At 74.3% G+C, this 14464-nt stretch carries 15 protein-coding genes; 6 read left to right on the forward strand and 9 right to left on the reverse strand.

Annotated features, from left to right (window positions below):
- Positions 1-76: 76 nt before the first annotated feature.
- Positions 77-2056, reverse strand: a complete 1980-nt coding sequence (locus ACFY3L_RS11265) for a PASTA domain-containing protein (protein ID WP_389321605.1) — start codon at positions 2054-2056, stop codon at positions 77-79.
- 170 nt (positions 2057-2226) lie between these two features.
- On the opposite strand from ACFY3L_RS11265, the gene ACFY3L_RS11270 reads away from it, so the two are divergent.
- The 4 genes from ACFY3L_RS11270 (at position 2227) to ACFY3L_RS11285 (ending at position 3762) form a co-directional block, all read left to right on the forward strand.
- Positions 2227-2631, forward strand: coding sequence for a hypothetical protein (locus tag ACFY3L_RS11270; protein WP_389321607.1), 405 nt, complete (start codon positions 2227-2229; stop codon positions 2629-2631).
- Between the two features lie 107 nt (positions 2632-2738).
- Positions 2739-3095: an Rv2175c family DNA-binding protein gene (locus tag ACFY3L_RS11275; protein ID WP_389321609.1), complete on the forward strand. Its 357-nt coding sequence runs from the start codon at positions 2739-2741 to the stop codon at positions 3093-3095.
- A gap of 2 nt (positions 3096-3097) precedes the next feature.
- Positions 3098-3430: a lycopene cyclase domain-containing protein gene (locus ACFY3L_RS11280; RefSeq protein WP_389321611.1), complete on the forward strand. Its 333-nt coding sequence runs from the start codon at positions 3098-3100 to the stop codon at positions 3428-3430.
- Entirely contained in the window at positions 3427-3762 is a 336-nt protein-coding gene (locus ACFY3L_RS11285) for a lycopene cyclase domain-containing protein (RefSeq protein ID WP_389321613.1), read from the forward strand. Before ACFY3L_RS11280 ends, ACFY3L_RS11285 begins: the two co-directional genes overlap by 4 nt.
- Here ACFY3L_RS11285 and ACFY3L_RS11290 read toward each other — a convergent pair.
- Positions 3698-4789 carry a polyprenyl synthetase family protein gene (locus ACFY3L_RS11290; RefSeq protein ID WP_389321615.1) on the reverse strand — a complete coding sequence of 364 codons (1092 nt, stop codon included), beginning with the start codon at positions 4787-4789 and terminating at the stop codon, positions 3698-3700. The genes ACFY3L_RS11285 and ACFY3L_RS11290 overlap by 65 nt on opposite strands.
- Positions 4790-5229: 440 nt before the next feature.
- Positions 5230-6723, reverse strand: a complete 1494-nt coding sequence (locus ACFY3L_RS11295; protein WP_389321617.1) for a hypothetical protein — start codon at positions 6721-6723, stop codon at positions 5230-5232.
- Between the two features lie 185 nt (positions 6724-6908).
- Between ACFY3L_RS11295 and metF the strand changes: the two genes are divergently transcribed.
- Both metF and ACFY3L_RS11305 read left to right on the forward strand, forming a co-directional pair.
- Positions 6909-7826 carry a methylenetetrahydrofolate reductase [NAD(P)H] gene (gene metF / locus ACFY3L_RS11300; RefSeq protein ID WP_389321619.1) on the forward strand — a complete coding sequence of 306 codons (918 nt, stop codon included), beginning with the start codon at positions 6909-6911 and terminating at the stop codon, positions 7824-7826.
- Positions 7807-8496 (forward strand): CDP-alcohol phosphatidyltransferase family protein, encoded by a 690-nt coding sequence (locus tag ACFY3L_RS11305; RefSeq protein ID WP_389321621.1) that lies wholly within the window; start codon positions 7807-7809, stop codon positions 8494-8496. Before metF ends, ACFY3L_RS11305 begins: the two co-directional genes overlap by 20 nt.
- An 813-nt stretch (positions 8497-9309) precedes the next feature.
- Here the strand turns inward: ACFY3L_RS11305 and ACFY3L_RS11310 are convergent.
- The 6 genes from ACFY3L_RS11310 to ACFY3L_RS11335 are packed head-to-tail and all read right to left on the reverse strand — an operon-like array spanning position 9310 to position 14458.
- The gene (locus tag ACFY3L_RS11310; RefSeq protein ID WP_389321623.1) at positions 9310-10770 is read right to left on the reverse strand and encodes a phytoene desaturase family protein; all 1461 of its coding nucleotides are present in this window, start codon (positions 10768-10770) and stop codon (positions 9310-9312) included.
- Positions 10758-12053, reverse strand: a complete 1296-nt coding sequence (locus ACFY3L_RS11315; RefSeq protein ID WP_389321625.1) for a glycosyltransferase — start codon at positions 12051-12053, stop codon at positions 10758-10760. Before ACFY3L_RS11315 ends, ACFY3L_RS11310 begins: the two co-directional genes overlap by 13 nt.
- A complete protein-coding gene (locus ACFY3L_RS11320; protein ID WP_389321627.1) occupies positions 12035-12775 on the reverse strand; it encodes a carotenoid biosynthesis protein in 741 nt (246 codons plus the stop codon). Before ACFY3L_RS11320 ends, ACFY3L_RS11315 begins: the two co-directional genes overlap by 19 nt.
- Positions 12772-13308 (reverse strand): GNAT family N-acetyltransferase, encoded by a 537-nt coding sequence (locus ACFY3L_RS11325; protein ID WP_389321629.1) that lies wholly within the window; start codon positions 13306-13308, stop codon positions 12772-12774. Before ACFY3L_RS11325 ends, ACFY3L_RS11320 begins: the two co-directional genes overlap by 4 nt.
- Positions 13305-13973, reverse strand: a complete 669-nt coding sequence (locus ACFY3L_RS11330) for a monooxygenase (RefSeq protein WP_389321631.1) — start codon at positions 13971-13973, stop codon at positions 13305-13307. Before ACFY3L_RS11330 ends, ACFY3L_RS11325 begins: the two co-directional genes overlap by 4 nt.
- Positions 13970-14458: a YbaK/EbsC family protein gene (locus ACFY3L_RS11335; protein WP_389321633.1), complete on the reverse strand. Its 489-nt coding sequence runs from the start codon at positions 14456-14458 to the stop codon at positions 13970-13972. Before ACFY3L_RS11335 ends, ACFY3L_RS11330 begins: the two co-directional genes overlap by 4 nt.
- Positions 14459-14464 lie beyond the last annotated feature (6 nt).

Raw genomic sequence — 14464 nt, forward strand, 5'->3', positions numbered from 1 at the left:
CAAGCCGCCGGGAGCCGACAGGCCACTGGAAGGCGGACCCGCTGGAAGCTGGCAGACCATGGCGAAGACGGACCACTCAGAAGTACGCGAGCAGGCGGATGTGCGTGCCCGGCGGCACCTGCGTGCCGGGCTGCGGGTCCATCTGCCGGACCGTGCCGAAGCCCTGCACGTCGACGGCGAACCCCGCCCCCTCCAGCTGCTGGCGGGCCTGGTCGAGCTGCAGGCCGCGGACCTCGGGCACCGTGAGCAGCGCCGGGCCCTTGGAGATCTGCAGGTCGATGACCATGCCGTCGGTGACGCTGTTGCCGTCGCCGATGCTCTGCGAGACGACCTCGTCCTTGGGCTTGTCGCTGTCGACCGGCTCGACCTTGCCGATGGCGATCTTCACCTTGGCGAGGGCCTGCTTGGCCTCTTCGATGTTCTTGCCGATGACGAGCGGCACCTTCACCGGGTTGGGGCCCTTGCTGACCAGGATCTTGATCGTCTGGCCGGGCTTGACCTCGGTGCCGATCTTCGGCTCGGTCTCGATCACGTAGCCGGCGGGGACCGCGTCGTCGAACTTCTCGGCGCGGGTCGCCTGCAGCCCGGTCGCCTGGATGTCGACGAGGGCGAGGTCGTACTCCTTACCGGCGATGTCGGGCACCTTGTGGATCTCGGGGCCGAGCGACAGCGTCAGCGTGATCGTGCCGCCGTCCAGGATCCGCGAGTGCGCGGCGGGGTCCTGGGCGAGGACCTTGTCCTTGGCGATCTTCGCGTCGAACCTCGGCGGGCCGAACTTCACCTTGAACCCGGCGGCCCTGGCCTGCTGGCCGGCCATGTCGCTGGTCATCGTCGTCAGGTCGGGTGCGTCCGTGTAGCGGCCGACGCCGATCCAGTACCCACCGATCGCCACCAGCAGGCCAAGCGTCAGCATCGAGGCGATCACCGCGAGGCGGGTCCGCGGGTTGGCGTTGATCTGGGCGAGCAGCTCCGCCAGCCGGGCGGCGGGACCGGCGGGCTCCGGCTCGGCGGCGCGGCGCCGGCGGGCGGGCGGCTGCGCGGGGGAGGGGCTGGGCAGCTTCGCCCACGACGGCCGGGCCGGCTCCATCGCGCCGGTGCGGTACACGTTCTGCGGCACCGACTCGACCTGCGGCACGATCACCGTCGGCTGCGCGAGGGGCCGCGACCGGGTGGCGAGCTCCACGCCGATGCTCTCGCGGGCGGCCTGCACCTCGGCGAGCATCGCGCCGGCGTCGGTGGGGCGGGCCCCGGGGTCGCGGCGGGTCGCGCGGGTCACCAGGTCGTCGAGGGCCGGCGGGAGCCCCGGCACGTACCGCGAGGGGAACGGCACGTCGCGGTCGACGTGCTGCCACGCGACCTCGACCGGGCGGTCTGCCTCGTAGGGCACCCGGCCGGTCAGCATCTCGAAGAGCACGATGCCGGCGGAGTACACGTCGGTGCGCGGGTCGGCGTGCCCGTCGGTGACGAGCTCCGGCGCGACGTAGGCGACCGTGGCCATGAGGTGCGAGCCGGTCTCGTCGGCGCTGGCCTCGACCGCGCGGGCCAGGCCGAAGTCGGCGACCTTGACCACGCCGTCGATGATGTTGTGCGTGTCGCCGGGGGCCTCCGCGACCAGTACGTTCTCCGGCTTGACGTCGCGGTGGACGAGACCGGCGCGGTGCGCGGCGGCGATCGCGGCGAGCATCTGCTCCATGATCGCGAGGGCTTCCTGCGGCTGCAGGCGGCGGCGCTCGGCGAGCACCTCGCGCAGCGTGCGCCCCCGCACGAACTCCATGACCAGATACGGCAGCCCGTGGTGGGTGCCCTGGTCGTACACCGCGACGACGTTCGGATGGGTGAGCCGCGCGATCGTCTTCGCCTCGTCGGTGAACCGGTTGACGAACCGTGGATCGTGCGACTGTCCTGAGTGGATGATCTTCAGGGCGACGGTGCGCTCGAGTCGCTCGTCGAGTGCGGTGTAGACCGTCGCCATGCCGCCCTTGGCGACACGGGAGCGAACGCGGTAGCGCCCGTCTACAAGCGCACCGAGCAGGGGATCGGCGACCGTGGTATCCATTGGCTGCGAGTGTACGGCTGGTGAACCGGATTCCTCAGCCTCCTGCCATACCACCATTGGTTTGTCCCCGTTTCGGGGCTTTTGAGGTCGTACTGGTTGGCGATGGCGCGGATGCGGAGGGTGACGGACTGGCCGTCACGGTCGGGCTGGGGCTCGCGGAGGGCGACGGCGTGCTCTCCACCGTCTTCGTCGTCGGCACCACCGCCGGCGGCGGCGCGGCGGGCATCGCCAGGACGGGGGGCGGCGCGGACCGCCGCACCTGCGGCCGCGGGGACGCCTTCTGGGTCTCCGGCGCGCTGGTGAGAGTCCCCGGGACGGTGAACGTCGGCTCCGCCGCCGCGGCCGCCACCGACGACGGCGGCGGCGGGGTGCGCAGCGCCGTCAGGCTGCCGGCGACCGCGAGGTACGTACCGGCCGCCCCACCCGCGACGAGCAGCGCCACCCCGCTCGTCGCCGCCACCCGGCGCGGCTGCCCACCGCGCGGGACGGCCCGGTGCCGCGAGGCGAACCCGGTGAACTCCGCCGTCTCCGCGGTCAGCAGCTGCGTCAGCTTCCGGCGGCTCACCTGCCGGTAGACGTCGTAGCGCGCGGAACGCCAGGCACCGGTGACCTCACGGTGGACCTTGAGCCAGAGCCCCACAGCCGTTCCCCTCCGTCGGTATGCGTCCAGCGACATGGCACTGTGTTCCCTGTGACCGAACAACCAGTGGGCCCCGCCGAGTGGCTGACCATGCCGGACGTCGCTGAACGCATCGGCATCCCGGTCAACCGGGTGCACCAGCTCGTCCGGGAGCGCAAGCTGCTGGCCGTCCGCAAGGACGGTGTGCTGCGCGTGCCGGCCGACTTCATCAGCGACGACGGTGTGGTGAAGCACCTGCCCGGCGTCCTCACGGTGTTGCACGACGCTGGGTACAACGACGATGAGGCGCTGCGGTGGCTGTACACGCCGGACGACACCCTGCCGGGCACCCCCGCGGCCGCGCTGCGCGGTAACCGGGCCACCGAGGTCAAGCGCCGCGCGCAGGCCCTGGGCTTCTAGCGGTGCTCCACTTCACGTACCTGCTGGTGCTCGCCGGCTGTCTCTTCGGCGCGCTGTGGCTCGAGCCGCTGCTGAAGGTCGGCGTGCTCCGGCAGGTACGGCGGCTCACCCTGACCATCGCCCCGGTTGCCGCCGTCTTCATCGTCTGGGACCTGCTCGCGATCCGCGCCGGACACTGGACGTTCGACCCGGCGCAGATGGCCGGCGTCGTGTTCCCCGGCGGGCTACCTCTCGAAGAGGTGCTGTTCTTCCTCGTCGTGCCCGTCTGCGCGATCCTCGGCTTCGAGGCGACCCGGCTCACGCTGCAACGCCTCGCCGCGAGGCGACGTCCATGACGTACACGGCAGCGGCCGTGACCGGGGTCGTCGCCGCCGTCCTCATCGACGTCCTCATGATCCGGAGCCGGGTCGTGCTCGGCAAGGTGTTCTGGTGCACCTACCCGATCATCTTCGGCTTCCAGCTGCTGTCCAACGGGATCCTGACCGGCCGCGGCGTCGTCCTGTACAACCCGGCCGACATTCTGGGGCTGCGGCTCGTGTACGCGCCGGTCGAGGATCTCCTGTTCGGCTTCGCGCTGATCGTGCTGACCCTGTCGCTGTGGGTCAGACTGTCCGCTGCGTCGCCGCCTGGGCCAGACCGGTCAGGACCTCCCGCGCCTCCGCCGTGAGCTGCGCCCCGTCCAACGCCCCCAGCGCCTCGGCCGTCAGGTCGGCGATGCGGCGTTCGGTACGGTCCAGGGCGCCGCTCCCGACGATGACCTCCCGCAACCGTCCGACCCCGTCCGCGTCGAGCTCCGGGTCGCCGAGCAGCTTCCACGTGTCGTCGCCCCCGCTGCCCTCCATGGCCGCGGCGACCAGGTAGGTGCGCTTGCCCTCGCGCAGGTCGTCGCCCGCCGGCTTGCCCGTCACGATCGGGTCGCCGAACACGCCGAGCACGTCGTCGCGCAGCTGGAACGCCTCGCCGAGCGGCAGGCCGTACCCCTCGTACGTCTTGCGCAGCTCCTCCGGCGCCCCGGCGATCGCCGCCCCCAGCAGCAGCGGCCGCTCGATCGTGTACTTCGCCGACTTGAACCGCGCCACCAGGCTCGCCCGCGCCGTCGACGTGTCCCCGGTCGCCTGCGTCTGCACGTCGAGGTACTGACCGATCGTCACCTCGGTCCGCATCTCGTCGAACACCGGCCGCGCCCTGGCGAGGGTGTCCGCCCCGAGCCCGCTCGCGTGCAGCATCTCGTCGGACCACACCAGGCACAGGTCCCCGAGCAGGATCGCCGCCGCCGTCCCGAACCCGCCCGGATCACCCCGCCACCCCGCGCGCGTGTGCAGCGCCGCGAACCTCCGGTGCACCGCCGGCTCCCCGCGCCGCGTCTCCGACCCGTCCATCACGTCGTCGTGGATCAGCGCACTCGCCTGCACCAGCTCCAGCGCCGCGACCGCCGCCACCACCGCGTCGTCATCGACCCCGCCCGCGCCCCTGTACCCCCAGTACGCGAACGCCGGCCGCAGCCGCTTGCCACCCTGCAGCACGAGCGCCTCGATCGCGTCGGCGACCGGGGCGAGGGCTTCCAGCTCGATCTCCGCGAGCCGGCTCCGCCGGAGCCGCAGGAAGTCGTCGAGTGCCTGCCGCACCCGCGTGCGAAGGTCGGCCCGGTCGAGGAAGGGGTGCGTCACGGCAGAGACGCTAGCCCGAATCCGCATGGACCGCCGCTTCGGGACCCACCCCTGTCATCCGTCCCGCCTCCCGCCCCGCCCATCCGACGGACCGTTCCACCCTGCGAAATCACTTCTTCACCCACCGTACGACCGAACTACAACCACCCCCGACCCGCCCCCGCCTGCTTGCCCCGACCCGCCTCCGCCTGGTTGCCCCGGCCCGCCTCCGCCTGGTTGCCCCGGCTCGCCTCCGCCTGGTTGCCCCGGCTCGCCTCCGCCTGGTTGCCCCGGCCCGGTCGCGGGTGACGCGGCGAACCGGCGCGTGCACCTCCCTGGCGCGTCGACGGTGCGGCGGTGCCCGGCGGCACCCCGGCCTGTGGCGTCTGGAGCCCTTCGGTGGCTGACTCACAGGCAGCCTGGCGTGCCACCTTGGGCACCCCGCTGCCGGTCGAGGTTTGCCGGAGCGGTGGGGACGGCTGCGAGGTTCAGCTGGCCACCCTTCCCGGGAGCCGGTCCGACCCGGCCGCCCGAGCTCCGGCCGGCGCGGCGAACGAACCAGGGCGGGCGTGCCCCTGGCGTGCCGGTGGAGGTGCGGCGCCCGGCAGGCAGCCGGCGGCGGACTCGGCCAGCTCCGTGTACGCGACCAGCGGCGCGGGACTGCGCCCCGCCCCCGCGGCGGCGTGCAGCGCGGTCTCCAGGTGCCGGAGCTGACGCAGCACCCGGAACGACCCGGACTCGGCGCACGCCAGCAGCGTCTCGGCGGCCGCGGCGCAGGCGGCGTCGAGGTCGCCGGCGGCCAGGTGGGCGCGGGCCAGCGCCGCGCTGACCAGACCAGCGGCGCGGAACCGGACGCTCGGCCCCCGCAGCGCCGCACCGAGCCGGGGCAACGCCGCCGCAGGCCGTCCCGCCGCGGCCAGGCACAGGCCAGTCATGGCCTCCACGTGGGCGTCGTCCAGCCAGTACAGCCACGGCGGCCCGACCGCGGAGCCCCGAAGCGCATGCGCACGCTCCGCCGCGGCGAGGGCACCGTCGCACGACCGCCGATCGCCGGCCCCCGCGGCGGCGAACGCGACCCGCAGCGCCAGGACCGTCGCCGTCGCCGGGTCGCACGCGCCCGCGACCCGCTCGGCCGCGACCGCAGCCCGGACGGCGGCCCGGGCGTCACCACGCTCCCCGGCGGCCTGCGCGACACAGCCGAGCAGGTGACCCGCCAGCGCCCGGTCACCGCCGGCGACCGCCGCCCGCACCCCACCACGCACAGCGCCGTCAGGCACGGGCCGCCCCGCGTCGGCCGAGACCCAGGCATGCAGCTGCACCAGCTCGGCGACCGCCGCCGCCGACCCGCACCCCGCGCCGGCGGCCCGCACCGCCGACCGCAGCTCGGCGAGCACGAGCGCCACCAGCTCGGGCCCCGCGACCAGGTCGTCCATGCGCCGCAACCCGGCGATCCGCCCGCCCACGTCATCCGCCTCGCTCCAGCGAGCCGTGCCCGTGCCTGCGCCGGCACCCGCATTGGCACCTGGGCCAACGCCTGTGCTGGCGCCTGTGCCTGTGCCTGTGCCAGCGCCGGGACCGGGGCCGGGGCCGGGGCCGGGTGGACGCGGGCCGGTCGTGGCGACGGTGAGGCGCGGCGTGGGCCGGGTGGCCTCCGTGCTGGTCGAGATCGAGGTCGTGGGCACGGTCATGGTCATGGTCATGGTCGGCTCCCTTCGCCGGCGGGTGTTGGCCGCGGCACGCTCCAGGTCGTCCAGCGGGGTGTCGAGCACGAGCGCGAGCCAGCACAGCCAGACCCGGCTCGGGATGCGCTCCTCCCGCTCCCACCGGGAGATCTCGTGGCGGGTCAGCGTCGGCAGACCCGACGCGGCGCACAGCAGCCCGGCGAGCCGCACCTGCGACTTGCCCTGTGCCTGGCGCAGGCGGGTCAGCAGCACGCCGAGCGAGTCGCCCGGGTGTGCGGGCGGGTCGATCCTCTGGGACATGGGTCACGACCTCCTGGAACCAGCGACCCCCGTCCTCTCGCGGTCCAGCAGGACGCCCGGCGCGCCGCAGGCCTTCGCGATGCCCGCGGCCGTCGAACCGTCCAACGTCTTTCTACCTCAGGGGTACGACATGATTCGCCGATGCGACCTCCCGGCCGCGGTGCCGGGGGCACTACAGTCGGGGCGTGGCTTCAGGACTTCCTTCTGTGATGGGTGGCGGGCCCGCGGCGATCGGTGACCTGATCGCGGCGGAGGCGCCGACGTTCTCCTTCGAGTTCTTCCCGCCGAAGACCCCGGAGGGCGAGCGCCAGTTGTGGCAGGCGATCCGGGAGCTGGAGCCCCTCCGGCCGTCGTTCGTCTCCATCACGTACGGTGCGGGCGGCACCACCAGGGACACCACCGTCGCCGTGACCGAGCGGGTGGCGACGGAGACGACGCTGCTGCCGATGGCGCACCTGACAGCGGTCAACCACTCGGTGGCCGAGCTGCGCAACGTCATCGGCCAGCTCGCGGGCGCCGGCATCCGCAACTTCCTGCTCGTGCGCGGCGACCCGCCCGGCGACCCGATGGGCGAGTGGGTCCAGCACCCGGAAGGTGTCCTGTACGCGGAGGAGCTCGTCCGGCTCGTCCGCGAGTCGGGAGACTTCAGCGTCGGGGTGGCGGCGTTCCCGTACAAGCACCCAAGGTCGACGGACATCGAATCCGACACGGCCAACTTCGTCCGCAAGTGCCGGGCCGGCGCCGACTTCGCGATCACGCAGATGTTCTTCGACGCCGACGACTACCTGCGCCTGCGGGACCGGGTCGCGGCCGCCGGCTGCGACACCCCGATCGTCGCCGGTGTCATGCCCGTCACGGCGATCGGCACCATCGCCCGCTCGCAGCAGCTGTCCGGCGCGCCCTTCCCGCCGGCGCTCGCCGCCCGGTTCGAGCAGGTCGCCGACGACCCGCAGGCGGTGCGGCGCCTCGGCATCGACCTGGCCAGCGAGATGTGCCAGCGGCTTCTCGACGAGGGCGTGCCGGGGATTCACTTCATCACCCTCAACCGGTCGACGGCGACCCGGGAGGTCTGGCAGCAGCTCGGTGTCGGCGCCCGCGTCTGACGTCCGCGACTGGGACGGTTACGCCGAGCGGTGGGCGGCGGCACACGGCGGCTACGACCCGAGGTCCGCGCCGCCGCTCGTGCGGGGCTGGCTGCGCATCTCGTACGAGCTGGGCGCCGCCCTCGTCCGCATGGGTGTCCGCAGCCCGAACGCCGTCACGGTCCTGGGCCTGCTGCTGTCCGTCGCGGTGCCGCTGACCGTCACCGGCGGCGGCGGATGGGCGTTCGCCGGCGCGGTCCTGGTCCTGCTGTCGGCGGTCGCGGACACCGTCGACGGCGTCCTGGCCGTGGTCACCGGCAGGGCGAGCCGCCTCGGCCAGGTCTACGACTCCACCGCCGACCGGGTCGCCGAGGCCTGCTGGCTGGTGGCGCTGGTCCTTCTCGGCGGGCCGGCCTGGCTCGCGGTGGGCTGCGGTGGCGTGATGTGGCTGCACGAGTACGTCCGCGCCCGCGCCACCGTCGCCGGCATGTCCGACATCGGCACCGTCACCGTCGGGGAACGCCCGACCCGCGTCCTCGTCACGATCTTCGGCCTCCTGGCCGTCGCGGGCGCGACCGCCCTGGGCCGGTGGGAAGCCGCGACGGCCCTCGCGGTGCTCGCGGTGCTCGCCGCCCTGAGTTTTGCCGGCTTTACGCAACTCGCCATCGCCGTCCGTCGCGCCCTGTCATGACCCGGTGACAGCGATCCGAGGCCGTGACCGCGAGGTATTACCATCGGTGACGACGCCGGATGGCGATTTCGGCGGCTGCTGTAAGGTCGCTTGGTGAAGCGGTCAGCCCGCCGCCGACTGCCTCCTGTCCTGCTCGGACAACACGCAACGGCGGTGTCTGCGGCTCGGCGAATCGAACGCTGAACGGCCCGGGCCTTGTGCCACGCGCGCCTCGCAGGGGGCGAGCGGCCGAGTGCACGTCCGTGGTGGCATCGCCGACGCCGGCCCGCGGGTGCGCGACTCGTGCGCCGTCGACCCGCAGCGGGCTACCGTCGGAGGCCCGCCGGCCCGCGGGTGCGCGGCTCGTGCAGGGACCGCCCTCGCACGCGTGATCTGCGGGAACCGGGGCCGGCGCCTGTTTCGTTTGGGCTGGCTGGGCTGCGGCGGGCCCCGACGCCTCGCCCAGCCTGGCCCGGGCGCCAGCCTGGCCCGGGCGCCAGCCTGGCCCGGGCACCAGCATGGCCCGGCGAGACCTGGCCCGAACCGGCCGAACCTGACCAGCCCGGCCCGGCGTGTTTCGTTTGGGCTGGCTGGGCTGCGGTGGGCCCAAACGCCTCGCCCAGCCTGGCCCGGGCACCAGCCTGGCCCGGCGTGACCTGGCCCGAACCGGCCGAACCGGCCCGGCCCGGCGTGGCCTTGCTCGAACCGGGCCAGGTCAGGCGCTGGTCGCATGCCGCGGTCATCCGGGCGTCACCCCGCTATCCGGACGGCCACGGTGCGTACCCAGGCGGATCCGGGACCTCGCCTCGCCTCGATCCCTCTGCGAAACAGGCGCTAAGCGGGGCCGATGCGGTCGGCGACGATCTTGGCGGACAGCATGACCAGGGGCAGGCCGCCGCCGGGGTGGACGGAGCCGCCGACCAGGAACAGGTCGCGGAGGGTGCCGCGGGTCGGGGGGCGGAGGAGGCCGGTGAGGCCGTGGCTGGCGGTGCCGTAGATGGCGCCGCCGGGGGAGCGGGTCGAGGCCTCGAGGTCGGCGGGGGTGAGCACGTCGCGGAAGAGGAGGCGGTCGCGGGGGTCGGCGCCGCGGGACGCGAGGATCGACAGGACGCGGTCGGCGTAGCTGTCCGCGACGCCGGGGGCGCGCCAGTCGAACTCGCCGTGCGGTGGGGCGTTGACCAGGACGAACCATGCCTCGTGGCCGGTGGGGCGGGCGGTGGGGTCGTCGGCCGAGGTGACGAAGACGGCGGGGTCGGCCGGGGGGCGGGCGGGCGAGCCGAAGATCGCGTCGAACTCGGCGTCGTAGTCGCGGGGGAAGAACACGGTGTGGTGTGCGAGCTGTGGCGTCGTGCCGCGGACGCCGAGCAGCAGGACGAACCCGCCGAGGCTGCGCCGGGTGAGGCGGGCCGCGCGGCGTGGGGTGGGGAGCAGGTCGCGGTAGAGGTGGAGCGCGTCGGTGTTGGCGACGACGAGGTCGGAGCGGACGGTGGCGCCGCCGGTGAGGACGACGCCGGCGGCTCGCGGGCCTTCGACGAGGACGGACTCGACGGGGGTGCCGAGGTGGACGGTGACGCCGAGCGAGGCGCACCGGGCGAGCAGCGCGTCGGCGAGCGTGCCGAGGCCGCCCTGGAGGTACCAGCCGCCGAACGCCAGCTCCGCGTAGGGGATCGCGAGCAGCGCGGCGGGTGCGTGGCGGGGGTCGGCGCCGGTGTACGTGGCGTAACGGTCCAGCAGCATCCGCAGGCGGGGGTCGCGCAGGTGCCGGCGGCCCAGGCCGCGCAGCGTCTGGCCGGGGGCGATCGCGGCCAGGTCGCGCAGCCGCCACGCCAGGCCGGCGAGCTGCAGCGGGCTGTCGACGGGCGCGGTGAGGACGTGCCGCCACGAGGTCTCCCAGACGCGGGCGGCGCGCTGCCACAGGCGCCGCCAGTCGGTGGCGGCCTCGGCGCCGAACGCGGCCGCGATCCGGTCCTCGAATCCGGCCCCCGCGCAGGAGTCGAGGGTCGTGCCGTCGGGGAAGTGGTGTCGTACCAGGGGATCCAGCGCGACCAGGTCCAGCCCGGGGGCGGGGCCGCCGGTCTGCGCGAACAGCTCCGCCGCGATCTGTGGCAGGGTGAACAGGCTCGGGCCGGTGTCGAAGCGGAAGGTGCCGGCCCCGGTGACCCGTTCGTGCCGGCCGAGCTTGCCGCCGGCGGTGGTGGCCTGCTCGAACACGGTGACCTTGTGGCCGGCCGCGGCGAGCCGGGCCGCTGTCGCGAGGCCGCCGACGCCGGCGCCGATGACGGTCACGGTTGCCATGTCGGGCGGCCCTTCCAGGAGACGCGGCCGCGGCGGCGGTAGGACCGCAGGACCAGCCACGCGAACAGCAGCACGGACACGGGATGGGCGAGGGCGTCGGGCCAGGCGCGGCCGCCGGTCGTCCGGGCGCTGACGACCCGTCCTGCGACGCCGAGGAGGTAGCCGGCGAGCCCCTGCCAGCATCCGGCGAGGACGGTGAGGGGCAGCAGCACGTACAGGCCGAGCAGCAGCGACACGACGGCCGTGGCGCCGGGCGGGGAGCCGAACGACGCCCACAGCGACTTGCTGTAGCCGTCGACGACCTCGCGCCATGAGGTGTACATGCGGCAGGTGGCCAGGCCCGATCCGTCGGCGAGCGCGATCCGGCCGCCAGTGCGTTTCACCGCGCGGGCCAGCTCGATGTCCTCGAGGACCTTGTCGCGGACCGCGGCGTGCCCGCCGGCACGTTCGTAGGCGGCCCGTGTGACCAGCAGGAACTGCCCGCCGGCCGCGGCGAGCGACGGGCGGGGGGAGCGTTCCATCGCGCGCAGGGGCAGGAACGTCAGCCACGACCACTGCAGCAGGGGCTGGACGAGCCGCTCGCCCGGACTGCCCGCGATGATGCGTGGGTACGGGCTGAGCAGCTGCACCCCCGCGTCGCCGAGCAGCGTGGCGGACGCGTCGACGGCGTCGGGGGCCAGGACCACGTCGGCGTCGAGGAACACCAGCAGGTCCACGTCGCCGGCGAGCGCGGCCGCGTCGGCGAGCTGCTGGCACGCGTGTGGCTTGCCGAGCCAGCCGGGCGGCAGCGGCCTGCCCGCCAGGAGCGTGACGCGGTCGCCGCAGACGGACCGGACGAGGTCGGCGGTGCCGTCGGTGGAGCCGTCGTCGAGGACCAGGATCCTGGGCGCGCCGCGCAGCGCCAGCAAGGCCCGCAGGCACGGCTCGACCCGCGCCGCCTCGTCCCGCAGCGGCAGCAGCACCGCGACCCGGCCGGCACCCGAAGCGCCGGCCCCCGAAGCACCGTCACCCGGAGTGCCGGCCCCCGAAGCGCCGCCGCCGGCAAGGCCCCCGCCGTGAGGAAGCACCACGCCGTCACGCGAACCCGCGTCGTCACGCGAACCCGCGTCGTCACGCGAACCCGCGCCGTCCCGCGAAGCCGCGCCGTCGATAAGACCCGTGCCGGCAGGAGGAACAGCAGCGCCCGGCACGCGGGGGGAGCGCAGCAGGCGTGCGTTGACCACGGTGTGCACGGTCAGCGCGAGCACGAGCAGCACCAGCAGGGTCAGGACCGCGCCCGCCACAGCGTCACCGCCAAGGGGACCGCGACCAGCCCCATCCCCAGCGCACCCCACGCCGCCGACGCGGGCATGCCGAGGAACACCGCGTGCGCGAGAACGCTCGAGGCGTACGTCCACAGGTACAGCGCGTACATCGGCCGGTCATCGGTGGCGGCCGCGGCGGGTAACCAGAGGGTGAGCGCCGCCGCCAGTACCGACGCGACCACCAGCCAACCGAGGTAGTTGGTGAGCGGGATGCCGGGGACGCCGGGCAGCGCGGCGCCGGGGGAGGACCAGTGCCAGTGGCCCTCGGCGACCATCTGCGGGTCGAGGAAGAGGTCCCAGGTCGCCAGGCCCAGCCCCGCGACCCCGGCCCGCGCCCATCGCCGCTCGGTGAGGCGGGCCGCGGCGACCCACGCCGGCCACGCCATCCAGGTCCAGGCGAGGGGGATCGTCAGCGGTACGCCCAGCAGCCTGGGCCCGAGCGAACCGGTGTAGTCGTAGTCGCCGAAGGGGTAGCCGGTGGACCGGCCGGCCGCTTCGACCGCGAACCCGCCGCCGGTGGTGACGAGGACGAGGACGGCGGCGGCGCGCGGGCCGCGGGACAGCCAGGCGTGGCCGACGGACAGCACGAAGCCGGCGGCGACGGTGGCGACGGTGAGCGCGGCACGGGTGCCGCCGTGCACGAGCGGGTAGGCGATCTCGGTGAGGACGAGCGCCGCGAGCAGCGCCCAGAGTGCTTTCACAGCGGCAGTTGCCGGCCGAGGACGGCGAACGGGCGGTCGTCGCCCGGGAAGTTGAAGTGGCGGAGGACGTCGACGAACCCGAACCGCCGGTAGAGCCGCCACGCGCGGGACGTCGCCTCCGGCGCCTCGGGGGTGGACAGCAGCGCCGTCTGCTGCGGGGCCTGGGTGAGCAGGTCGTGCAGCTGCCGGGCGCCGAGGCCGTGCCCCTGCGCGTGCGGCCGGACGTGCAGCTCGACGAGCTCGAAGCAGTTGCCGAGCCAGAACTTGCGCTGCTCCCGGCGCAGCGCGTTGCGCACCTGGTCGTGCCACCACTGGCCGGACGTGCCGCGGTAGCCGTAGCCGAAGCCGAGCAGGTTGTCCTCGTCGTCGAGGGTCGCGACGGCCTGGAACGACTCGCGCCTGGTGTGGCCGGCCACATACCCGCGGCGGGTCTGCAGGAGCTGCACCGAGTAGCCCATCGCCTCCCCATAGACGGCGATGACGTCGTCGAGTCGCGCGAGGAGGTCCTCACCGCGCCACCGCACGAGCCTCACGGGCGGTCCCTCCAACCGATCACCTCGCGGTCGCCGGTGACGTCCAGCACACGGAACCGGGCGAACAACTCCTCCGCATACCAGCCTTCGCGGGCCGTGCGGTCCACGACGGCGGCGTGCTCGGGCTGACGGTACGCGAAACGCACGACATCCGCCGCACTGCGCCAGAGGCTGATCGTGCCCTGGAATCCTACGGGTGCCTCCCCGACGCCGAACGCGCAGAGCATGCCGTCGGCGCCGGGCAGCGCGCGGGACACAGGGTCGATCGCCTTCCAGAACGCGGGCGCCTTCCGGGGCCGTAACCTGGCCCGCGTCAGCACCGCGACGATGCCGTTGTTCGCGTGTACGGGCGGCGCCGCGTCACCGTCGTCGCCGAACGGTGCCCGCCCCGCCCACGTGCCGCGGCTCGCGATCGGCTCCAGCGTGACGGCGCAGGTCGCGGTGGCGCCGCGCATCGGCGGTGCCACGGAGGGGTCGCCGACGATGATCGCCGCCCATCGGGTCAGGTCCGCCTTGCCCGCGCCGAAGTCGCTGCCCTTCCCGGTGCCGAGCAGCTTCACGAACTCCGCCCGGCGCCGCAGCGCCCCCCGGTCGGCGGCCATCCCCCAGAAGGCGAGCGGCACCGCCCGCTTCCGGACCCGCCACACGTGCAGCCGGACGGTCACGCGACCTCGGCGGGGGTGCCGGCGGTGATGCGGACGAGCTCGTCATAGGTGATGGGGAACACCGCCTGGGGGATGCCGCCGGCGGCCCAGACCTCGCCGAACTGGGCCAGGTCGACGTCGACGAGGGTGCGCACGGGCTTCGGGTGCCCCAGCGGCGACACGCCGCCGATCACCTGGCCGGTGTGCTCGCGGACGAACTCGGCGGTGGCGCGCTTGACCTTGCCGGTGCCGAGCAGCGCGGCGACCTTGGCGGTGTCGACGCGGTGCGCGCCGGACGTGAGGACCAGTAACGGGTCGCCGCCGGCTTCGAAGATCAGCGAGTTGGCGATCTGGGCGACCTCGACCCCGACGGCGGCCGCGGCCGCGGCGGCGGTGTGGACGGGCTCGGTGAGGACCCTGACCTGGCACGGGCCGCCGGCGGCGTCGCGGGCGCCGGCCGCGTCGAGGGCGTCCTGGATGGCCTGCACGTTGGGATGAAGCTGCATGCGACC

The organism is Dactylosporangium sp. NPDC000521 (assembly GCF_042898305.1).
GTDB lineage: Bacteria > Actinomycetota > Actinomycetes > Mycobacteriales > Micromonosporaceae > Dactylosporangium.

Coding starts and splice junctions, on each gene's coding strand:
- ACFY3L_RS11290 (WP_389321615.1), bottom strand. CDS start 4,789: ATGCGGATTCGGGCTAGCGTCTCTGCCGTGACGCACCCCTTCCTCGAC.
- ACFY3L_RS11310 (WP_389321623.1), bottom strand. CDS start 10,770: ATGGCAACCGTGACCGTCATCGGCGCCGGCGTCGGCGGCCTCGCGACA.
- ACFY3L_RS11265 (WP_389321605.1), bottom strand. CDS start 2,056: ATGGATACCACGGTCGCCGATCCCCTGCTCGGTGCGCTTGTAGACGGG.
- ACFY3L_RS11335 (WP_389321633.1), bottom strand. CDS start 14,458: ATGCAGCTTCATCCCAACGTGCAGGCCATCCAGGACGCCCTCGACGCG.
- ACFY3L_RS11285 (WP_389321613.1), top strand. CDS start 3,427: ATGACGTACACGGCAGCGGCCGTGACCGGGGTCGTCGCCGCCGTCCTC.
- ACFY3L_RS11295 (WP_389321617.1), bottom strand. CDS start 6,723: ATGTCCCAGAGGATCGACCCGCCCGCACACCCGGGCGACTCGCTCGGC.